Origin of the sequence: Streptomyces sp. R-07, from assembly GCF_049913175.1 — a bacterium.
In the GTDB taxonomy this organism is placed as follows: Bacteria; Actinomycetota; Actinomycetes; order Streptomycetales; family Streptomycetaceae; genus Streptomyces.
This window is the reverse complement of sequence record NZ_CP183978.1, coordinates 4,561,363-4,581,331: the sequence shown is the minus strand read 5'-3', so window position 1 is coordinate 4,581,331 and position 19,969 is coordinate 4,561,363. Positions and strand designations below refer to the sequence as shown.

16 protein-coding genes are annotated in these 19,969 nt (G+C 74.4%); 3 read left to right on the top strand and 13 right to left on the bottom strand.

Annotated features, from left to right (window positions below; translation table 11 throughout):
* Positions 1-95 precede the first annotated feature (95 nt).
* A complete protein-coding gene (locus tag ACN9M0_RS21005) occupies positions 96-1,139 on the bottom strand; it encodes an isopenicillin N synthase family dioxygenase (protein ID WP_366039048.1) in 1,044 nt (347 codons plus the stop codon).
* Between the two features lie 373 nt (positions 1,140-1,512).
* Between ACN9M0_RS21005 and ACN9M0_RS21000 the strand changes: the two genes are divergently transcribed.
* A complete protein-coding gene (locus tag ACN9M0_RS21000) occupies positions 1,513-2,553 on the top strand; it encodes a M4 family metallopeptidase (protein ID WP_366039049.1) in 1,041 nt (346 codons plus the stop codon).
* A 32-nt stretch (positions 2,554-2,585) separates the two neighbouring features.
* Here the strand turns inward: ACN9M0_RS21000 and ACN9M0_RS20995 are convergent, their stop codons facing one another.
* The 10 genes from ACN9M0_RS20995 to ACN9M0_RS20950 all read right to left on the bottom strand — a co-directional run bounded on the left by ACN9M0_RS20995 (position 2,586) and on the right by ACN9M0_RS20950 (position 14,101).
* Positions 2,586-3,203, bottom strand: coding sequence for a TetR/AcrR family transcriptional regulator (locus ACN9M0_RS20995; protein WP_366039050.1), 618 nt, complete (start codon positions 3,201-3,203; stop codon positions 2,586-2,588).
* Complete coding sequence (locus tag ACN9M0_RS20990) at positions 3,191-3,919, bottom strand: enoyl-CoA hydratase family protein (RefSeq protein ID WP_399695776.1); 729 nt, start codon at positions 3,917-3,919, stop codon at positions 3,191-3,193. Before ACN9M0_RS20990 ends, ACN9M0_RS20995 begins: the two co-directional genes overlap by 13 nt.
* Positions 3,916-5,493: an AMP-binding protein gene (locus tag ACN9M0_RS20985; RefSeq protein ID WP_399695775.1), complete on the bottom strand. Its 1,578-nt coding sequence runs from the start codon at positions 5,491-5,493 to the stop codon at positions 3,916-3,918. Before ACN9M0_RS20985 ends, ACN9M0_RS20990 begins: the two co-directional genes overlap by 4 nt.
* 260 nt (positions 5,494-5,753) lie before the next feature.
* Entirely contained in the window at positions 5,754-6,035 is a 282-nt protein-coding gene (locus ACN9M0_RS20980; protein ID WP_399695774.1) for an excalibur calcium-binding domain-containing protein, read from the bottom strand.
* A gap of 184 nt (positions 6,036-6,219) precedes the next feature.
* Complete coding sequence (locus ACN9M0_RS20975) at positions 6,220-6,714, bottom strand: hypothetical protein (protein WP_399695772.1); 495 nt, start codon at positions 6,712-6,714, stop codon at positions 6,220-6,222.
* A 123-nt stretch (positions 6,715-6,837) separates the two neighbouring features.
* Positions 6,838-7,971 (bottom strand): acyl-CoA dehydrogenase family protein, encoded by a 1,134-nt coding sequence (locus ACN9M0_RS20970; protein ID WP_366039055.1) that lies wholly within the window; start codon positions 7,969-7,971, stop codon positions 6,838-6,840.
* On the bottom strand, positions 7,968-9,887 hold the full coding sequence (locus ACN9M0_RS20965) for an acetyl/propionyl/methylcrotonyl-CoA carboxylase subunit alpha (RefSeq protein ID WP_399695771.1): 1,920 nt from the start codon (positions 9,885-9,887) through the stop codon (positions 7,968-7,970). The genes ACN9M0_RS20970 and ACN9M0_RS20965 overlap by 4 nt, the downstream gene beginning before the upstream one ends.
* Before the next feature lie 7 nt (positions 9,888-9,894).
* Entirely contained in the window at positions 9,895-11,493 is a 1,599-nt protein-coding gene (locus ACN9M0_RS20960) for an acyl-CoA carboxylase subunit beta (RefSeq protein WP_399695770.1), read from the bottom strand.
* Positions 11,490-13,190, bottom strand: coding sequence for an acyclic terpene utilization AtuA family protein (locus ACN9M0_RS20955; protein ID WP_366039059.1), 1,701 nt, complete (start codon positions 13,188-13,190; stop codon positions 11,490-11,492). The genes ACN9M0_RS20960 and ACN9M0_RS20955 overlap by 4 nt, the downstream gene beginning before the upstream one ends.
* Positions 13,187-14,101, bottom strand: coding sequence for a TIGR03084 family metal-binding protein (locus ACN9M0_RS20950; protein ID WP_426404035.1), 915 nt, complete (start codon positions 14,099-14,101; stop codon positions 13,187-13,189). The genes ACN9M0_RS20955 and ACN9M0_RS20950 overlap by 4 nt, the downstream gene beginning before the upstream one ends.
* A 609-nt stretch (positions 14,102-14,710) precedes the next feature.
* On the opposite strand from ACN9M0_RS20950, the gene ACN9M0_RS20945 reads away from it, so the two are divergent.
* A complete protein-coding gene (locus ACN9M0_RS20945; RefSeq protein WP_426404034.1) occupies positions 14,711-17,413 on the top strand; it encodes an FtsX-like permease family protein in 2,703 nt (900 codons plus the stop codon).
* Here the strand turns inward: ACN9M0_RS20945 and ACN9M0_RS20940 are convergent.
* Together ACN9M0_RS20940 and ACN9M0_RS20935 are read right to left on the bottom strand one after the other, a co-directional pair.
* Complete coding sequence (locus tag ACN9M0_RS20940; RefSeq protein ID WP_426404033.1) at positions 17,410-17,670, bottom strand: hypothetical protein; 261 nt, start codon at positions 17,668-17,670, stop codon at positions 17,410-17,412. The genes ACN9M0_RS20945 and ACN9M0_RS20940 overlap by 4 nt on opposite strands.
* 343 nt (positions 17,671-18,013) lie before the next feature.
* The gene (locus ACN9M0_RS20935; RefSeq protein WP_399695766.1) at positions 18,014-19,144 is read right to left on the bottom strand and encodes an acyl-CoA dehydrogenase family protein; all 1,131 of its coding nucleotides are present in this window, start codon (positions 19,142-19,144) and stop codon (positions 18,014-18,016) included.
* 135 nt (positions 19,145-19,279) lie between these two features.
* Between ACN9M0_RS20935 and ACN9M0_RS20930 the strand changes: the two genes are divergently transcribed.
* Complete coding sequence (locus tag ACN9M0_RS20930) at positions 19,280-19,882, top strand: TetR family transcriptional regulator (protein ID WP_426404032.1); 603 nt, start codon at positions 19,280-19,282, stop codon at positions 19,880-19,882.
* Positions 19,883-19,969 lie beyond the last annotated feature (87 nt).

Below are 19,969 nucleotides of genomic sequence, written 5' to 3'. Positions count from 1 at the left end.
AGCGTTTCCCGGGGGCAGGAGGTTCTCGTGGCACGTGTGCGTACGGCCGTGGTGGCGGCGGTGCTGGTCTCGGCGCTGGCGCCGGTGCGCTCCCGCTACACCAGCTGGGCCTGCTGGTCCTGCGGGTGCAGCAGCAGGTCGGCGTGGTGGCGGGCCGTCGTCAGCGGGTGGGCGCGGAGCTTGCCCTTCAGTTCGTTGCGGCCGTACTCGGCGAACAGCGGGTTCGCCGGGTCGGTGGTGACGCCGGGCGCCCGGTCCGCGAACGGGAACTCCAGCGGCGCGATCCGGGCGTCCAGGCGCGGGTTGTAGAAGAACGGCACGGAGAAGCGTTCCGTCGCCCCGGGCGGCGAGACCACCCGGTGGTTCGTCGCGACCAGGTAGCCGTTCGTGGCCACCTCCAGGAGCTCGCCGAGGTTGACGACGAAGGCGCCCGGCAACGGCGGCACGTCATGGAAGTCGCCGTCCTCGCGCTGCACCTGGAGCCCGCCGACCTGGTCCTGGAGCAGCAGGGTGAGGAAGCCGTAGTCCTTGTGCGCACCGACGCCCTGGTCGTCGCCCTCGCCGCTGCTGCCCGGGTAGCGCACCAGCTTGAGGTGCGGGTGGGCGCGCGGGCCGAAGATGTCGTCGTAGAAGTCCCGGGGCGCGCCGATGGAGGCGAGCAGCTCGTGGAGGAGCCGCTCGGCGACGCCGCTGAGGCGGTCGATCCAGTGCAGGGCGGCCGTGCGGAGCTCGGGGAGGGCGGCGGGCCACTGGTTGGGGCCTTCGAGCCACCAGTACGGGGCTTCCCAGGGTGCGGGGGTGCGGGCGGGGCGCTCGGCGCCGATGTCGAGCTGGTCGCGCCAGTCGCGGGCGCCGGCGGTGCGCTCGTCGCCGATGCGCGTGTAGCCGCGGAAGTGCGGCGAGTTGATGTTGTCGAGGGCGAGCCGGTCGGCCTCGGGCAGGGCGAAGAAGGCGTGCATCGCGGAGGTCAGGGCCCGCGTCTCGGCCTCGGTGACGCCGTGGCCGATGAGCTGGAAGAAACCCACGTCGTGGGCGGCGGAGTGGAGCTGCGCGTGGAGCAGTTTCCGGGCCTGGGGGTCCCGGTCGGCCGCCGAGAGGTCGACGATGGGGAGCTGCGAGGGGTACGAGCTGTTCGTCATGTGTATGCATCCGCGGGGTTTACGGGTGCCCGGGGCGGCCGCCAAGGGTGGGGCGGGGGCCACGGGAGCCGGTCGGCTGGTGCTCGGACGAGGGACCGCGGGGGGGGTGAGGAGTGGTACCCCGGACGGTCAGGCGGAGCGGCGACAGCCCATGCTCGTGACGCGGACGAAGTCCACGTGGCGACGGCGTACGAGCAGAGGCATGGAGTCAGCGTACTGCGGTGCGGACGGGGCCACTGTGGTCCGCGTCACGTCGGGTCCCTCGATGGCTCAAAGTCTGTTCAAAGTGGCCGGTGTGCGCGAAGATCGCCGCCACGTGTGTTGAGTACACGCCAAGCTTCCCGTCGCAGCATCCCATCGCAGGAGGATGTCCATGACCCGCCGCACCTCTCGTGGCCTGGTCGCCGCGGCCGCCGTCACCGTGGCCACCGCCACCGCGGCCCTGCTCCCGACCGCCGGGGCCTCCGCCGCCACGGCCGCGCCGCAGGCCCGCGTGTTCATGGTGAACCCGGTCCAGTCCTCGGGCGACCAGTCCCTCACCGACCACAAGGACGCGGCGAGCGACATCCCCGCCTCCGCGTACGCCTCCGTCGCTCTGCGCAACCTCGACGCGAGCGGCGCCCTCTCCGGCAAGTGGGCCGCGGTCCGCTCGGAGACCGGCAACCCCGCGAAGGCCGCCGACGCCGCCTCGTACGACCGCTCCGACGACGAGTTCGAGCAGGTCATGGCGTACTTCTGGGTCAACGAGGCGCAGGAGTACCTCCAGGGCCTCGGCTTCGGCACCGAGCTGCGCGGGGCGAACGACCGGGTGCAGCCGGTCCGCCTCAACCAGTGGGGCGCCGACAACTCCTTCTTCACCGACAAGAAGGACGAGATCCGCTTCGGCAAGGGCGGCGTGGACGACGCCGAGGACGCCGAGGTCGTCGTCCACGAGTACGGTCACGCGGTGCACAACGCCCAGGTGCCCGGCTTCGGCAGCTCCCCGGAGGCCGGTGCGATCGGCGAGGCCTTCGGCGACTACCTGGCCGTGGAGGTCGGCGCGAACGCGGACGCCCGGTACGGCTGGCCGATGAAGACCGACCTGGCGTGCGTCGCCGACTGGGACTCCACCGGCTACAGCGCGGCCCCGCACTGCCTGCGCCGCATCGACGGCACCAAGACCTACGCGGACCGCGTGGGCGAGGTCCACGCGGACGGCGAGATCTGGTCGCGGGCGCTCTTCGACATCCGCGGCAAGCTCGGCGCCCGGACGGCCGACCGGATCATCGTGAACGCCCAGTTCGGCTTCGCCGCCGACACCAGCTTCAAGGACGCGGCCCTCACGACGGTCGCGACCGCGCAGAAGATGTACGGGACGCAGGCCGCTGCCGCGGTACGGGACGCCTTCCGGGCGCGGGCGATCCCGGGCGTCTAAGGCCTGTCCGGCGGATCAGGGCCGGACAGGCCCTAGTCGCTCAGCGCCTCGTTCACCAGCCGCGCCCACTGGGACACCACTCGTTCCCGGCGGGCGCGGTCGTCCGTGAGGAGGGTGGCGAGGCCCAGGCCTCGGGCCATGTCCAGGAGGCCCTGGACGGTCTCGCGGACGCCGGGGCGTGACTCGTCGGCGCCCAGGACCTCGACGGCGATGCGGTGGGACTCGCGCCCGACGCGGGCCTCCAGCTCCGTGACCCGCTCGCGGAGCTGCTCCTCGTCGGCGGCGGCGACCCACAGATGGAGCGCGGCCCGGAAGAGGGGTCCGGTGTAGAGGCCGACGAGGGCGGCGACGGCCTGTTCGCGGTCGTCCGTGCGGACCGCCCGCAGGGCCTGCGAGCGCTCCTCCGCGACGTACTCGACGGCGGCCGTGAACAGGTCCTCGCGGGTGGGGAAGTGGTGCTGGGCGGCGCCCCGGGAGACGCCGGCCCGTTCGGCGACGACGGCGACCGTGGAGCCCGCCCAGCCGTGCTCGGCCAGGCAGGACACGGCGGCCTCCAGGAGCCGCTGCCGGGTGGCGCGGCTCCGGTCCTGCTTGGGGTTCCGGTCGGGCTTGTCCGGCCGGTCCGGCTTGGGTGCGGTCAGAGCCGCCATGCGGGGTCCCGTCGTTCGAGGAAGGCCGTCATCCCCTCGCGCGCCTCGGCGGAGGCGAAGAGCGTGGCCGACCTCTGGACCAGGTCCTCCGCGTCGCGTTCGAAGGTCTCCAGGACTCTAGCGGTGACCAGTCGTTTCGCCTCCCGCAGGCCCTGCGGGGAGGCGGCGCGGAGGGAGTCGAGGATGCCGGGCAGTTCCCGGTCGCCGGCGGTCACGAGGCCCATCGCGATCGCCTCCGGGACGCCGAACCGCTCGCCCGTCAGGTAGTGGCGGGCGGCCGCGCGGGGTGCGAGGCGCGGCAGGAGGGTGAGGGAGATGACGGCGGGCGCGACCCCGATCCGCACCTCGGTGAGGGCGAAGTCCGCCCCCTCCCCCGCGAGGACGATGTCGGCCGCGCCGAGCAGGCCGAGGCCGCCGGCCCGGGTGTGGCTGCCGGCGGTGACGTGGGCGACGACCGGTTTCGGCAGCTCGACGACCTGGCGGAGCAGGTCCACGAAGGCGTACGGGCTGGGCGGGGCCTTCAGGTCGGCGCCCGCGCTGAACGTGGTGCCGGTGTGGGTGAGGACGACCGCCCGGACCGCCGGGTCCTTGCCGCAGGTGGTGAGGGCGTCGGCGAGCTCGGTGACGAGCGGGGCGGAGAGGGCGTTGCGGGTGGCCGGGGAGTTCAGGGCGAGGGTGGTGATGCCCCGCTCCTCGGTGACGTCGACAAGGGTCATGCGCGGTCCCTCAGTTCCCTTCGGAGGATCTTCCCGGACGCTGCCCGGGGGACGGTGTCGATGAACTCCACGGCGCGGACCTTCTTGTACGGGGAGACGCGCGCGGCGACGTGCGCGACGACCTCCTCGGCGGTGAGTCCGGGCGCGGTGGGCTGGCGGACGACGAAGGCCTTGGGGATCTCGGTGCCCTCGTCGTCGGTGACGCCGATGACGGCGGCGTCGGCGACGCCGTCGTGGGTGAGGAGGAGCGCTTCGAGTTCGGCGGGGGCGACCTGGAAGCCCTTGTACTTGATGAGTTCCTTGACGCGGTCGACGACGAAGAGCCAGCCGTCGGCGTCGACGCGGCCGATGTCGCCGGTGTGCACCCAGCCGTCGGTGTCGATCATGTCGGCGGTGGCGTCGGGGCGGCCGAGGTAGCCCTTCATGACCTGGGGGCCGCGGATGGCGATCTCGCCCTCCTCGCCGGGGGCGGCGTCCTTGGCGGGGTCGTCGAGGGAGAGGATCCGCAGCTCGGTGGAGGGCAGCAGCCGGCCGACGGTGCCGGGGGGAGGGTTCTCGGCGTCGAGCGGGGTGACGTGGGTGCCCGGGGACAGCTCGGTCATGCCGTACGCCTGCCGGACGGGCGGCAGGCCGAGGCGGGTGGAGCAGGCCTCGGCGAGGGCGGCGTCGAGCGGGGCGGCGGCGCTGACGATGTACTCCAGGGAGGACAGGTCGTAGTCGGCGACGGCCGGGTGCTTGGCGAGGGCGAGCACGATCGGCGGAGCCACGTACAGGCCGTTGATGCGGTGCTTCTGGATGGCTCCGAGGAAGGTGTCGAGGTCGAAGCGGGGCAGGACGACGACGGTGGCGCCCTGGCGGAGGGGCGCGTTCATGAGGGCGGTGAGCCCGTAGATGTGGAAGAACGGCAGGACGGCGAGGATGCGGTCGCCCGGGCCCATCGGGGCGACCGGTGCCAGCTGGGCCAGGTTGGTGGCGATCGAGGTGTGGGTGAGCATCACGCCCTTGGGGACGCCGGTGGTGCCGGAGGAGTACGGCAGGGCGGCGACGTCCTGGTCGGGGTCGATGTCGGCCTCGGGGACGGGCCCGGTGGGGGCGAGGAAGTCCTGGAGCGAGCGGACGCCCTGCTCCTGGGTCGCCCGGTCGCAGACGAAGATCTCCCGTATGCCACCGGCGAGTTCGGCCGCCGCGCGGGCGGAGGCGAGCAGCGGGGAAACGGTCACGATCCAGCGCGCGGAGGAGTCGCGGAGCTGCTTGGCGAACTCCTCGGGCGTGGCCAGCGGGTGCACGGTCGTGACGGAGGCACCCGCGCGCGTGGCGGCGTAGAACGCGACCGGGAACAGCACGGTGTTGGGGCTGTGCAGGGCGAGCACGTCCCCCTTCCGCACCCCGGCCCCGGCGAGTCCGGCGGCGACGAGCCGATGGAAGCTGTCGACCTGCCCGTACGTGAGGCTGAGCTCCCCGGCCCCGTCGATCAGGGCGGGGGTGTCACCGCGCTCGGCGGCGCGGCCGAGGACGGCGTCGTGGATGGGGAGGGAGACGGTGGGAACGGGCTCGTACGCGCTGTGGAACACCATGCGTTGCCCCCTGGGGAGGTGGGAAGGTGATCGCCAGGATCGCCGCTGCGGGCGGAACTTGGGGAGACCCTGTCAGTACCCCGAAAAACAATCAAGCATGCTTGCATGGTTCCTGGGAAGGGTGCGGCCCGCCGCACCCTGCAAGGAACGAGGGGCAACACTGCCGCAGCCGTGCACTGCGCACGGCCCGGGCGGAGCCTCCGGAAGGTGCACACCGGCGACGAGGACGACGACCGACCTCACCGGCCACGTGCCGGGTGTCAGCCCTCGCAGGCCACGCCGTCGCCGTCGCGGTCCAGGTGACTGTCGTAGCCCGGCTCGCCCCGGTGGATGGGGGCGGCGCCGGCGGCGCGGACGGCCGAGCAGTCGGCGTAGTAGACGCTGCCTCCGCCGCCGGAGGACGAGTCGTCCGCGGTGGGCTCCGGTGTCGGGGTGCGCGTCGGCTTCGGCGCCTGGGTGGTCGGCTTCGGGGTCGGCGTCGGCTTGTGGAGCAGCTCGCTCGGCGACTTCGGGCACGGGACGCCCGGTTCCGTCAGGTACACCACCGGCACCGTCGACCCGAGCGGCACGCCCGCGTGGGGGCGCTGGAAGCAGACCGTCCAGGTGTCGGCGTCGGGCGGGGAGGTCGACGTCCTTGTACGCGCCGTACGCCCGGCCCTCGTTGGCCTTGAGGAACTGCTCGGGTGGGGGCCCTCTTCTCCGGATCGAGACGCCGCCACCGGTCCGTCAGGCGCGGGCCGCTCCGAGGCGGCGGTCCAGCGCCCGCTGGCCCCGGGCCAGCCAGCGGACCGGCCAGTGCAGCAGGACGGCGAGGCACAGCAGCCAGCCGGTGGCGTGGACCGCCCAGACGCCGGCCATCGTCGGACCGCCCCAGGCCTGGTGGTAGTCGGTGTCCAGGTACCAGATCGGGTACCCGAGGTTCCGGACCGAGTTGAACAGCGCGTACCCGACGAGCACGAAGGCCGCCGCGTCCAGCGGCAGTCCGAGCAGGGCACGGCCCAGGACCCGGCCGCCGGTCCAGCGGGCACCCGGTCCGGTGCCGACGCCTCCGCCCTCGCCGTCCGTCAGCCGGGTCCGTACGCGGGCGGCCCGGGCGGGCTGACCTGCCAGGGTCAGCCCGGCCGCCGCCAGGCCGACCGGAAGGGCCAGGAAGGCGCGCGCCGCGGTGGGGACGGCGGTACGGGCGGCGGTACGGGCGGTGCCGCGGATCGTGGGCGTCATCGGGATCCTCGTTCTCGGTGGTCGATGCCCGTACTGTCACGCCCCCACCGCGCCCGCGTCGTCACACCGGGGAGCCAGACCGGAGGTCGTACCCCGGTAGCACCCGAACCGCCCGGAGGGACGTCAGTACGACTTGGGCAGGCCCAGGGTCTGGTGGGAGACGTAGTTGAGGATCATCTCCCGGCTGACGGGGGCGATACGGGCCACCCGGGCCGCCGTGATCAGGCGCGCGAGACCGAACTCGCGGGTCAGACCGTTGCCGCCGAGGGTGTGGACGGCCTGGTCGACGGCCCTCACACAGGCCTCGGCAGCCGCGTACTTGGCCATGTTGGCCGCCTCGCCCGCGCCCATGTCGTCGCCCGCGTCGTAGAGATGGGCGGCCTTCGCCATCATCAGGCGGGCCAGTTCGAGTTCGATGTGGGCCTGGGCGAGCGGGTGCGCGATGGCCTGGTGGGCGCCGATCGGGGCCTTCCAGACCTGCCGCTCCTTCGCGTACTTCACGGCCTGCGCGAGGGCGTGACGGCCCATGCCGATCGCGAAGGCGGCCGTCATGATCCGCTCGGGGTTGAGGCCCGCGAAGAGCTGGAGCAGGCCCGCGTCCTCGTCGCCGACGAGCGCCTCGAAGGGGAGGTGCACGTCGTCGAGGGTCAGCTCGAACTGCTTCTCGTTCGCGTCGAGTTCCATCTCGATGTGCCGGCGGCCGAAGCCGGGCGCCTCGCGCGGGACGATGAAGAGACAGGGCTTGAGCGAGCCCGTACGGGCGTCGGAGGTGCGGCCCACGATGAGGGTCGCGTCGGCGATGTCGACACCCGAGACGAAGACCTTCCGGCCGTTGAGGACCCAGCCCTCCTCGGTGCGCGTCGCGGTGGTCGTGATCCGGTGCGAGTTGGAGCCCGCGTCCGGCTCCGTGATGCCGAACGCCATCGTCTTCGAGCCGTCCGCGAGGCCCGGGAGCCAGGCCCGCTTCTGCTCCTCGGTGCCGAAGCGGGCGATGACCGTGCCGCAGATCGCGGGCGAGACGACCATCATGAGCAGCGGCGCGCCGGCCGCGCCCGTCTCCTCCAGGACGACCGACAGCTCGGCCATGCCGCCGCCCCCGCCGCCGTACTCCTCGGGGAGGTTCACGCCCAGGTAACCGAGCTTGCCCGCCTCGGCCCAGAGCTCGGCCCGGTCGAAGCCGGGGCCGTGGCGGTGGCCGAGGGCGGAGACGGCGGCGCGGAGTGCGGTGAGCTCTTCGGTCTCGATCATGCTGCTCATACGGGGTCTTCCTCCTGTGCTTCGGTGTCGGCCTGTACGACGGCGAGCAGGGCACCGACCTCGACCTGACGGCCGGGGGCGGCGTGGAGCGCGGTGAGCGTGCCGGAGGCGGGGGCGATGACGCGGTGCTCCATCTTCATGGCCTCCAGCCAGAGGAGCGGCTGCCCGGCGGTGACCCGGTCGCCGACGGCGAGGCCGTCCGCGACCCGGACGACGGTGCCGGGCATGGGGGCGAGCAGGGAGCCGGGTTCCTGGAGGTCGGCGGGGTCGGTGAAGCGGGGGCGGACGGTGAGGCGGTGGGCTCCCGCGTGGACGGTGTCCTCGTACGCCGTGACGTCGAAGGTCCGTGCCACGCCCGCCACTTCGAGCCGTACGGAGCCGGGCGCCGCCGACACGACCCGCACCCCCTCCGGGGACGTGACCTCGTAGCCGCCGTCCCGGGTCGGCCGGTAGCGGACCTCGTGGGCGCCGTACGTCCGCGTCTCGTCCTGCGAGCGGAGGCTGCGCCACCCGCCGCCGAAACGCGACCTGTTGGAGGACGCCGCTGCCAGGGCCGCCGCCACCGCCGCGTACACCTCGCCCTCGGGTGCCGGGGTCAGGGCGGACAGGTTCCGCTCGTAGAAGCCCGTGTCGAAGGCCTCCCCGCCGGCGTACTCGGGGTGCCGGAGCGAGGCGACCAGCAGGTCCCGGTTGGTGACGGGGCCGTGGAGCGCGGCCCGCTCCAGGGTGTGGGCGAGTTTGCGGAGGGCCGCCTCCCGGGTCGGGGCGTGGACGATCACCTTCGCGAGCATCGGGTCGTAGTGGACGCCGATCGTGTCGCCGGAGGCGTATCCGGTGTCGACGCGCACGTCTCCTGACACCTCGAAGCGGTGCAGGACGCCCGTCTGTGGCGCCCACTCCCTCGCAGGGTCCTCGGCGTAGAGCCGGGCCTCGACCGCGTGGCCCCGGGGGGCCGGGGGCTCGGGCGGCAGGGCCCGGCCCTCGGCGACGGCCAGCTGGAGGGCGACGAGGTCGACGCCGTACACCTCCTCGGTGACCGGGTGCTCGACCTGGAGGCGGGTGTTCATCTCCAGGAAGTGCGCGCTGGGGGTCCCCCCTGCTCGAGCGGAGCCGAGAGCTTGGGGGACGTCCGCGACCAGGAACTCGACCGTGCCCGCGCCGACGTAGCCGACGGCCTTCGCGGCGGCCGCCGACCGCTCGTACAGCTCGTCGACAAGCGGCGCGGGCAGGCCAGGGGCGGGGGCCTCCTCGATGACCTTCTGGTGCCGGCGCTGGAGGGAGCAGTCGCGGGTGCCGAGCGCCCAGACGGTGCCGTGGGTGTCGCAGAGGAGCTGCACCTCGACGTGGCGGCCGTTCTCCACGTACGGCTCGACGAACACCTCGCCGTCCCCGAAGGCGCTCGCCGCCTCCGCCGAGGCCGCCCGCAACTCCTCGTCCAGCGCCTTCAGTTCGCGGACGATCCGCATGCCCCGGCCGCCGCCGCCCGCCGCCGCCTTCACGAGGACCGGCAGGTCGGCCTCGGTGACGTCACGCAGAGGCTCGATGCCCAGGAGTTCCTTCGCCCGGGTCTTCGACGCCATCGCCTCGATCGCCTCGGGCGGCGGTCCGATCCACACCAGGCCGGCGTCGGTCACGGCCCGCGCGAAGCCGGCGTTCTCGGAGAGGAAGCCGTAGCCGGGGTGGACGGCGTCGGCGCCCGCCGCGAGCGCCGCCGCCACCACCAGGTCGCCGCGCAGGTACGTCTCCGAGGGCGCGGCCCCCGGCAGCCGTACCGCCGCGTCGGCCTCCCGCACGTGCAGCGCGCCGGCGTCGGCGTCGGAGTACACGGCGACGGTGGAGATGCCCAGCTCACGGCAGGTGCGGAAGACCCGGCAGGCTATCTCGCCCCGGTTCGCGACCAGTACGGTCGAAATCATCAGTGCCTCACATTCGGAAGACGCCGAAGCCGCCGCGCGCGCCCTCGACCGGTGCCGTGTGGATCGCGGAGAGGCACAGCCCGAGGACCGTGCGGGTGTCGCGGGGGTCGATGACCCCGTCGTCGTAGAGCCGGCCGGAGAGGAACATCGGCAGCGACTCGGACTCGATCTGCGCCTCGACGAGCGCGCGGAGCCCGGCGTCGGCCTCGTCGTCGTACGGCTGCCCCTTCGCGGCGGCGGACGCCCGCGCCACGATGGAGAGGACGCCGGCCAGCTGCTGCGGGCCCATGACGGCGGACTTCGCGCTCGGCCAGGCGAAGAGGAAGCGCGGGTCGTAGGCCCGGCCGCACATGCCGTAGTGCCCGGCGCCGTAGCTCGCCCCCATGAGGACGGAGAGGTGCGGGACCTTCGAGTTGGACACCGCGTTGATCATCATGGCGCCGTGCTTGATGATGCCGCCCTGCTCGTACTCCTTGCCGACCATGTAGCCGGTGGTGTTGTGGAGGAAGACGAGCGGGATGTCGCGCTGGTTGGCGAGCTGGATGAACTGGGCGGCCTTCTGCGACTCGGCGGAGAAGAGGACGCCCTGCGCGTTCGCGAGGATGCCGACCGGGTAGCCGTGCAGCCGCGCCCAGCCCGTGGTGAGCGAGGTCCCGTACAGCGGCTTGAACTCGTCGAAGTCCGAGCCGTCGACGATCCGGGCGATCACCTCGCGCGGGTCGAAGGGCGTCTTGAGCTCGCCGGGGACGATCCCGAGCAGTTCCTCCGGGTCGTACTTCGGGGGTTCGGCGAACTCCGGGTCGGGGTGGGCCTTGCGGTGGTTGAGGCGGGCGACGATCCGGCGGGCCTGGCGGATCGCGTCGGCCTCGTCGACGGCGTAGTGGTCGGCGAGGCCGGACGTCCGTGCGTGCATCTCGGCGCCGCCGAGGGACTCGTCGTCGCTCTCCTCCCCCGTCGCCATCTTCACGAGCGGCGGGCCGCCGAGGAAGACCTTCGACCGCTCCTTGATCATCACGGCGTGGTCGGACATGCCGGGGACGTACGCGCCGCCCGCCGTCGAGTTCCCGAAGACGACGGCGACGGTCGGGATGCCGGCGGCGGAGAGGCGGGTGAGGTCGCGGAAGAGCGCCCCGCCCGGGATGAAGATCTCCTTCTGGGAGGGCAGGTCGGCGCCGCCGGACTCGACGAGCGAGATGACGGGCAGCCGGTTGGCGTACGCGATCTCGTTGGCCCGCAGGGCCTTCTTCAGCGTCCACGGGTTGGAGGCGCCGCCGCGCACGGTCGGGTCGTTGGCGGTGATCAGGCACTCCACGCCCTCGACGACCCCGATGCCGGTCACCAGGGATGCCCCTACGGTGTAGTCGCTGCCCCAGGCGGCGAGCGGGGAGAGTTCGAGGAAGGGGCTGTCGGGGTCGACGAGCAGCTCGATCCGCTCGCGGGCGAGGAGCTTGCCGCGCTTCTTGTGGCGGGCGGTGTACTTCTCGCCGCCGCCCGCGAGGGCCTTGGCGTGCTCGGCGTCGAGGGCGGCGAGCTTGTCGAGCATGGCGGCGCGGTGGGCCGCGTAGTCGGGTCCGCCGGTGTCGAGGGCGGAGGCGAGGACGGTCATTGCTGTTCCTCCAGTCGGTCCACCAGGAGTTCCTCCGGTACGTCTACGTGGCGGGAGCGGAGCCACTCGCCGAGGGCCTTGGCCTGGGGGTCGAAGCGGGCCTGGGAGGCGACGCCCTCGCCGAGGATCCCGGCGAGGGTGAAGTTCACCGCGCGGAGGTGCGGGAGGAGGTGCCGGGTGACGCGCAACTCCGCCGTCTCGGGGAGAAGTTCCCGGATCTTCTGCTCCGTGAGGGTGTGGGCGAGCCAGCGCCACTCCTCCTCCGTGCGGACCCACACGCCGACGTTCGCGTCGCCGCCCTTGTCGCCGCTGCGGGCCCCGGCGATCAGGCCGAGGGGCGCTCTTCGGGTCGGCCCCTCGGGGAGGGGCGGCGGAAGCTCCGGGTCGGGTACGGGTTCCAGGTCGCGGGTCCTCGGGGGTACGGGGATCTCCCGGCGGGTCCCGTCGGGGAGGACGGCCGTGTGCGGGACCTCGGCGGCCGGTACGTACGCCGACTCGAAGACCCCGTAGGGGGCGCCCTTGCCGGGCGGGGCGGTGACGTGGAAGCCGGGGTAGCTCGCGAGGGCCAGCTCGATGGCGGCCCCGGTGACGGTGCGGCCGACCTTCTCGGGGTCCCGGTCGCGGACGACGAGGCGGAGCAGGGCGCTCGCGGTCTCCTCGGTGGGGGCGTCGGGGCGGTCGGTGCGGGCCAGCTCCCAGCGGACCTCGGCGGGCGGGTTCTTCACCAGGGCGTCGGCGATCTGCGCTCGGAGGAGGTCCGCCTTGGCCTCGATGTCGAGGCCGGTGAGGACGAAGACGACCTCGTTGCGGAAGCCACCGAGCCTGCTGAGACCGACCTTGAGCGTCGGGGGCGGGGCCTCTCCCCGTACACCCGTGATCCGGACCCTGTCAGGGCCGTCCTGGGTGAGCCGGACGCTGTCGAGCCGGGCGGTGACGTCGGGGCCGGGGTAGCGGGCGCCGGCCGTCTCGTAGAGGAGCTGGGCCGTGACCGTACCGGTGTCGACGAGGCCGCCGGTGCCGGGGTGCTTGGTGATCACGGCGCTGCCGTCCGCGTGGAGTTCGGCGACGGGGAAGCCGGGGCGGCGCACGTCATGACCCCGGAAGAAGGCGTAGTTGCCGCCGGTGGCCTGGGTGCCGCACTCCAGGACGTGCCCGGCGACGACCGCGCCCGCCAGCTCGTCGTACGCCTCCGGGCCCCAGCCGAAGTGCCACTGCGCGGGCCCGGTGACGAGGGCGGCGTCGGTGACGCGGCCGGTGACGACGACGTCGGCGCCGGCCGCGAGGCAGGCGGCGATGCCGGCGCCGCCGAGGTAGGCGTTGGCGGCGAGGGCGCCGTCCCGGGCCGGCAGCCGGTCGCCCTCCACGTGGGCGATCCGGGTCGGCAGGCCGAGCTTCGCGGCGAGGGCGCGGAGGGCGTCGGCGAGCCCGGCGGGGTTGAGGCCGCCGGCGTTGGTGACGATGCGGACCCCGCGCTCGTGGGCGAGGCCGAGTCCCTCCTCCATCTGGCGCAGGAAGGTCTTCGCGTACCCGGCGGCCGGGTCCTTGAGCTGGTCGCGGCCGAGGATGAGCATGGTCAGCTCGGCGAGGTAGTCGCCGGTGAGGACGTCGAGCTCGCCGCCGGTGAGCATCTCGCGGACGGCGTCGAAGCGATCGCCGTAGAAGCCGGAGGCGTTGCCGATCCGGAGGGTGCCCCTCATGCGGTGCCCTTCGCGGGGCGGTCGCGGTCGGCCGGGGCCTCGGGGGGCGGGGCTCCGAGGGGCGGGCGGCCGGGGTCGGCCGGGCCGTCGGAGGCGGGGGCTCCGTGCGGGCCCTCGGGGGCCGGGGGCTCGCTCGCGGCGCGGCCGTCGCCCGCCGGGCCCGCGAAGGCCTGGGCGATGCCGAGCCAGCGCTCGGCGTCCTCACCCTCGGCGAGCAGGGCGGTGTCGTCGCGGTGGACGCGCTGGGTGACGAGGAGGCAGAAGTCGAGGGCCGTTCCGGTGACCTTCTGGGCGGCACCCTCGGGGCCGTACGTCCACAGCTCGCCGTCGGGGGCGGTGAGTTCGACGCGGAAGGGTTCGGCGGGCGCCGGGATCCCCCGTACGAGGAAGGCGTAGTCGCGGGCCCGGTGGCCGATCCAGGCGACGTGCCGCAGCCGGGCGGTCGGCGGGCGTACGGCCCCGAGGGCGTCGGCGACGTCCTGGCCGTGCGCCCAGGTCTCCATCAGCCGGGCGGTGGCCATGGCGGGGGCGCTCATCGGCGGCCCGTACCAGGGGAACCTGACCCCGGGCGGGACCGCGCGCAGGGCCTCCTGGAGCTGCTCGCGGCCGGCCCGCCAGCGGGCGAGGAGTTCGGCGGGCGGCAGCTTCGCGCCCTCCTCCGCGCCCTCGTCGACGAAGCGGTCGGGGGCGGCGAGGGCCTTCTCGGTCTCGGCGGCGAAGGCGTCGGCGTCGGTGGCGGCGAGGAGGGCGGCCCGGTCGGTCCAGGCGAGGTGGGCGATCTGATGGGCGATCGTCCAGCCGGGCGCGGGGGTCGGCGCGGCCCACCGATCCTCGCTCAACTCTCCGACGAGACGGTCGAGTTCTTCACTCTCGTCACGCAGGTCGTCGAGGACGACGACGGGGTCGGACACGGTGCGCTCCCCTCGGGGGACGGGCGGTCACGGGCCTTCGCCGAGGAGCATGCCAGCGGGACCAGAAACAATCAAGCGTGCTTGCTTTAGTTTCGGGACCCCGTTGTGGGCATGCGTTCCTACCCCAGACTTCGTCCGGGAGGTGCCCCCAGGGCGATGGGGTCCCCCTGCTCGAGCGAAGCCGAGAGCTTGGGGGAGGACGGGCACAACAGACTGCGCCCCTTGCCGGGCCCAGGCCCCGGGCCTGAACAGGCACCGCAGGTGACGCCCGGTCGTGGTGCGGGTCCAGGCGCGGAAGGCGGAGGCGCCGCTGAGGGCGCCGTCCCGTGCGCCCACCCGTCCCGCCCTGCGGGACGATTGCCCACACGGGGGGGATGTGGGACGGGGCACCGCCCCGTGAGCGCGCGCCCGCGGGCGGGGGCGCCGGTCTGCCGGGCGCGGGCCCGCACGGTGGCGGGCGGCGGCACCGCGTGGCAGGGCGCTGCTCCGGCAACGCCCCCGTCATCCCAGAGGCGTACCGCGGACGCGGTCCCGGACGCCTTCGGTATGACCCCGAATCCTGCCTCGCGGGGTCGAGTTCGGCCGGTTCTCGTTCCTAACGTGGAGGGCATGTCGTCGTCACTGTTCACCTTCACCGTCAAGGACTTCCGGGCCCAGTTGCGCCGGCTCGTGCTGACGGGCTCGGCCGTCGCCGTCGGTGTGGCCTTCCTCGTCCTCTCCGTCGGCGGCGCGGGCGCGCTCGTCCAGTCGTACGAGCAGTCCGCAGTCGCCGACGTCGGCGACGCGGCGGTCCAGGTCGTCCCGGGCGGCGGCGACGGATCGCTGCCCGCCGGTGCGGCGGCGCGCGCCGCGCGGGTGCCGAAGGTGACGTCGGTGGCGGAACGCCTGGCCGGCCACGCCAACGTGATCACCCCCTCCGGGCGCCCCCTCGACGACCGGGCCCTCGTCACCTCGATCGCCGCCGACCCGGCCCTGCGCTGGCAGCGCCTCGACGCCGGACGCTGGCCCGAGGGCCCCGGCGAGGTCGTCCTCGACCGGGAGAGCGCGGAGCGCGTCGGCGCGAAGCCCGGCGGGACGGTGCGCGTGACGAGGGCCGACGGCAGCACGGCGGACGTGCGACTCACGGGCCTGCTCGACACCTCCGCGTCGCAGGCGCTCGGCGCGCAGCCCGCGATCGGCGTGCCGTACGCGCAGGTGAGGACGTACGCGACGGGGGTACGGGCCACCCACCTGGACCTCGCCGTCGCACCGGGCGCGGACGCGCTCGCGGTGGCGAAGGCGGTGAAGTGGGCGGTCTCGGGCGGGGCCGCCGGCGCCGCCCGGGCGGCGGGTGACGGCGCCACCTCAGGCGACGGCCGGACGGCAGGTGACAGCGCCACCCCCGGCGGCGACCGGGCGGCCGGTGAGAGCGCCGCCCACGGCAACGGCCGGGCGGCCGACGTGGGCGCCACCCCCGGCGACAAGGCGCCCCGCGACGGCGGCTCCAGCAGAGGTCCCGCTCCCGCCGCCGTGGCCGCGTACACGCACGCCGGGGCCGTCGACCACGCCCTCCAGGGCGGCAAGACCATGTACGCCATCGTCATGACCGCCGCCCTGTCCTTCGTCCTCATCGCGATGGCCGTGGCCCGCATGGTCGTCACCAACACCTTCTCCGTCGTCCTCGCCCAACGCGCCCGCCAGCTCGCCCTGTTGCGCTGCGTCGGCACCGACCGCGACCAGCTCCTCCGGATCATCCGCCGCCAGGGCCTCATGCTCGGCGCGCTCGCCTCCGCCGCCGGGCTCGCGGCGGGCGCGGCGGCCTGCGCGCTCGGCACCGCGCTGATCAACGGGTTCGCCGACCTCGGGCCGATCGAGATCTCCCTCATGCCGGGCGCCTGGACCTTCGGCCTCGCCGGGGCCTTCGGCGTGCTGCTCACCCTGTGGGCCGTCCGCAAGCCGGCGCGGGCCGCCGCCGCCGTGCCGCCGGTCGCCGCGCTCGCCGCGAGCGGGGCGGCGACGCTGCCGGAGCCGGGCAGCCGGGCCGTCCGCGAGGCGGTCTCGGTGCTGATGCTGGTCGCGGGTGCGGGGCTGCTCGCCCTCGGGGCGTTCGGCGGGTCGGCGCTGTCGCTGCTCGCCGTGACGCTCGGCGCGATCCTCACGTTCTTCGCCGTACTCCGCTACGCCCGCCATCTGTTGCCGCCGCTCGTCGGGCTGCTCGGGCTCGCGCTCCGCCGCCCGTTCGGGACGGTCGGCAGGCTGTCCGTGCAGCAGCTGCGGGCCGACGCGCGCCGGACCGCCGCCGCGTCCTCCGCGATGCTCGTCGGCGTGACCGTGGCCGTCTCCGCCGTGACCGCGATCGGGGCGGCCGAGGGCGGCCTGGACACGATGCTCGCGAACCGCATGCCGGCGGTCTTCGCCCTCGACACCGACGCCGGCCGGGTGCCCGCCGACGCGCTCGCCGCGCTGCGCGCCGAGCGCGGACTGACCGTCACCCCGGTGCGTACCGCGACCCTCACCGTCGACGGCCGGAAGACGGTCGTGGCCGCCGCCGACCCGGCCGGGCTCAATCCGGCCGCCGAGGGCGTCGGTGCGGCCCGCGCGCTCAAGGACGGCGAGGCGATCGCCCTCACCGGGCGGCCCGCGCTGAGCGTCGCGGGCACCCGGCTCACGGCCGTGACCGGGGCGGCGGAGCTGCCAGTCTCCCTCTACCCGGGGGCCACGGTGTACGTCACGGGGGCCACCCTCGACCGGCTCGCGGCGGGCGCCGTCACCGTCTCCACGGTGCTCCTCAACCCGGCGGGCGACACCGGCCACGACGCGGCGCGCGCGGCGGTGGACCGGGCGCTCGTCGCGCACCCGGAGATCCGGATCGCGGACACCGGGTCCGACGCCGAACTGATCCGCTCCATGCTCGACCGGCTGATGCTGGTGGTCACCGTGCTGCTCGGCTTCTCGATCGCGATCGCCGCGCTCGGGGTCGCCGCGACCCTGATGCTGACGGTGGAGGAGCGGACCCGCGAGTTCGGGATGCTCCGCGCGATCGGCCTCGCGGGAGAACAGCTGCGCCGGATGCTGACCCTGGAGTCGGTGCTGCTGGCACTCACCGCGGCGCTCGCCGGAACGCTCCTCGGCCTGGTCTACGGGACGCTGGCCGCCCGCTCCGTACTGACGGGCCACGTCTCGCCCCTGGAGGCACTGGCCGACTCGGGCGGTACGGCCCTGACGATCCTCGCCCTCCTCGCGGCCACGGTCCTCACAGGTGTCGCGGCCTCGGTCCTGCCGGCCCACCGGGTCCGCCGCATGGTGGTCGTGGACGCGCTCCACGCGGCTTAGCGGGCGCCCCTTCTCCGTACGAGGGAGGCCAGGGCGGTGACGCCGACGACTTGCTCGCGGTCCTGGAGGGCCTCCTCCAGGACCCTTTCGCGGGTGGCCGCCCCGCGGGCCACCCGATCCGCCTCGGCCGGCCGGCGCTCCAGCAACTGCACCTTGTGCGTCGTCCCGTTGCCGGAATCCACCACCGCCGTGTGCAGCGCTCTGAGCATGGCGACCGCCTCCTCGGTCGGCAGGGCGCCACCCCGCTCCTCGGCCACGTCGTGGAGCAGGTCGAGGACGAAGTTCCACGGCGGCAGCCGGCGCCCGAGAGCCGGGAGGCCTCCGATGCCCCCAGGGAAGCAGGCGCGTTCAGGACCTCGTCGCCTTCCTCGCCGTCCTCGCCACCGGCGCCGTCCTCGTCCTGCGCGGCGTCGCGCCCGAGTCGCTCGCGACCGTCGCCGTCGCCGTGCCCGGCATCTACGCCGCCTGGCGCGGGAACGGCGGGCCCCCGCAGCCACCCACGGGACCCACGCCGTCCACGCCACCCACCGACAGCGGATCTCAGACGGCCGGGTCCCAGACTCCCGGTTCCCAGGCGCCCGAGGCCCGGACTCCCGGGTCTCAGGTGCCCGACGGGAAGACCGTCGCCGCGTAGGCCGCCGCCGCCGGGGCCGGCTGGAGGGCCGCGTGGGCGGCGATCGCGTGGATGTCGCGCCAGGCGCGCTCCAGGCCGCCGCCCGCGATGAGGCCGCGGGCGCCGCCCGTGCGCATCAGGCGTTCCACCGCGCCGGTGAGGACGTCCACGGCGACCGCCGCGTCGCGCTGGTTGAGCGCGGCGGCGGTCGGGCCGGGGGCCGGGGCGTCGGCGCGGGCGGCGGCCGCCTCGAGGAGCAGACGGGCCGCGTCGATCTCGGCGGAGCAGCGGGCCAGGGTCTGCTGGACCACCGGGTCGTCGGTGAGCGGCCGCCCGTCGGGGAGGCGGCGGAGGCCGACGAGCACCGTCCAGGCTTCGAGCGCCCCGCGCGCCGCACCGAGCGCGGGCGCGGCGAAGAGGAGGCCGGCGACCAGCTGGTACGGCACCCGGTGGCAGGGGGCCGCGTCGGGGCCGGCGACGCCGGCCACCAGGGCTTCGCGGAGGAACGTGCGGTGCTCGGGCACGAAGACCTCGTCGACCGCGACGCTGTGGCTGCCGGTGGCGCGGAGCCCGACCGCGTCCCAGGTCTCACGGATCCGGACCCGCTCGCGCGGCACCGCCAGGACCCGGTAGGCGGGGGCCCCGTCCCCCGAGTGGTCGAGGGAGGCGAGGAGGATCCAGTCGGCGTGTTCGACTCCGCTGGCGAAGGCCCACTCCCCCGACAGGGTCCAGCCGCCGGGCGCGCGGGCGAGCCGCCCCGCCGGGGGCACGATCGCCGCCGCGACGCGTGCGTCGGGCGTGTCGCCCCACAGGTCGCGCTGCCCCTCGGCCGGCAGGGCCGCGGCGAGGCGGCCGTGGGCGGCGAGCAGCACCGCGCACCAGGCGGTGGAGGCGCAGGCGGTGCCGACTCCGGCGACCGTGTCGAGCAGCTCGGCGAAGCCTCCGGCCGTACCGCCCCAGGCACGGGGCACGAAGTGGCGGGGGAGGCCGGCGGCGGTCATCGCCTCGACGGTCTCGGGGTGGAGCCGGCCGGTCCGTTCGGCCTCCTCGGCGTGGCGCGCGGCGGCGGCGTGGAGGCGGCCGACGGCGAGGGACGCGGGGATGTCGACGACTGTCATGACGCGTACTCCTTGAGTGGAGGTTCAGTGGTGGCGCTGATGCGAGTAGAAAAAGATTCGGTCCGGAAGGTATTTTCTGAGAGGCCGTCATGGCAGGCATGGAGGGCCGATACAGCGGAAGGAGGCGGACGCTCGGTGAGGCAACAGGACAGGGCCCGCATGACCTATGACCTGGTGCTCGGCGCAGGAGCCGCCGAGTTCGCCCTGCACGGATTCGCGGGGACGAACCTGGCCGACATCACGGCCCGCACCGGACTGACCAAGGGAGCCCTCTACGGACACTTCTCCTCGAAGGCCGATCTCGCCGGCGAACTGACCCGCTCCTTCGAGTCCGCCTGGGCCGGCGCCCTCTCCGCCGCCGCCGGCGCGGCGGAGGAGAGCGGCACGGCACTGCCCGCCCTGCGCGGACTCCTCCTCGACCTCGCCCGCCGGGTGTACGAGGACGTGCCCTTCGCCGCCGGGCTGCGCCTCGTCATGGACGCCGCCCGCGCCGAAGGAACCGTGCCCGCCCACCTCCGCGAGCTCTGCGGCGTCGTGGCCCTCCTGGTCCGCAAGGGCCAGGAGGAGGGCTCCGTCGGCACCGCCCACTCGGCCGAGCTGCTCGCCCAGCTCGCGGTGGCCCTCCTCGTCGGCGCCCCCGCCGTGGTGACGGCGGCGGACGCGACCGGTCCCACCGAGCTGGTGAGCGAGGTGTGGGACATCCTGGAGCCCGCGCTGTCGGGCTCCAGCGGCGGCTGACGCGGGAGGAACCGAGCGAGCCGGTGAAGAGCCGGCAACGGCCGGGATGTGCCGGGATGCCGGGGAAGAGCCGGGCGTGGCCGTGCA

Excerpts from the sequence above, each read along its gene's own strand:
- ACN9M0_RS20935 (WP_399695766.1), bottom strand. The coding sequence starts at position 19,144 with ATGACAGTCGTCGACATCCCCGCGTCCCTCGCCGTCGGCCGCCTCCAC.
- ACN9M0_RS20955 (WP_366039059.1), bottom strand. The coding sequence starts at position 13,190 with ATGAGGGGCACCCTCCGGATCGGCAACGCCTCCGGCTTCTACGGCGAT.
- ACN9M0_RS20965 (WP_399695771.1), bottom strand. The coding sequence starts at position 9,887 with ATGATTTCGACCGTACTGGTCGCGAACCGGGGCGAGATAGCCTGCCGG.
- ACN9M0_RS20960 (WP_399695770.1), bottom strand. The coding sequence starts at position 11,493 with ATGACCGTCCTCGCCTCCGCCCTCGACACCGGCGGACCCGACTACGCG.
- ACN9M0_RS20945 (WP_426404034.1), top strand. The coding sequence starts at position 14,711 with ATGTCGTCGTCACTGTTCACCTTCACCGTCAAGGACTTCCGGGCCCAG.
- ACN9M0_RS21005 (WP_366039048.1), bottom strand. The coding sequence starts at position 1,139 with ATGACGAACAGCTCGTACCCCTCGCAGCTCCCCATCGTCGACCTCTCG.
- ACN9M0_RS20990 (WP_399695776.1), bottom strand. The coding sequence starts at position 3,919 with ATGACCCTTGTCGACGTCACCGAGGAGCGGGGCATCACCACCCTCGCC.
- ACN9M0_RS20995 (WP_366039050.1), bottom strand. The coding sequence starts at position 3,203 with ATGGCGGCTCTGACCGCACCCAAGCCGGACCGGCCGGACAAGCCCGAC.
- ACN9M0_RS20970 (WP_366039055.1), bottom strand. The coding sequence starts at position 7,971 with ATGAGCAGCATGATCGAGACCGAAGAGCTCACCGCACTCCGCGCCGCC.
- ACN9M0_RS20975 (WP_399695772.1), bottom strand. The coding sequence starts at position 6,714 with ATGACGCCCACGATCCGCGGCACCGCCCGTACCGCCGCCCGTACCGCC.
- ACN9M0_RS20985 (WP_399695775.1), bottom strand. The coding sequence starts at position 5,493 with ATGGTGTTCCACAGCGCGTACGAGCCCGTTCCCACCGTCTCCCTCCCC.
- ACN9M0_RS21000 (WP_366039049.1), top strand. The coding sequence starts at position 1,513 with ATGACCCGCCGCACCTCTCGTGGCCTGGTCGCCGCGGCCGCCGTCACC.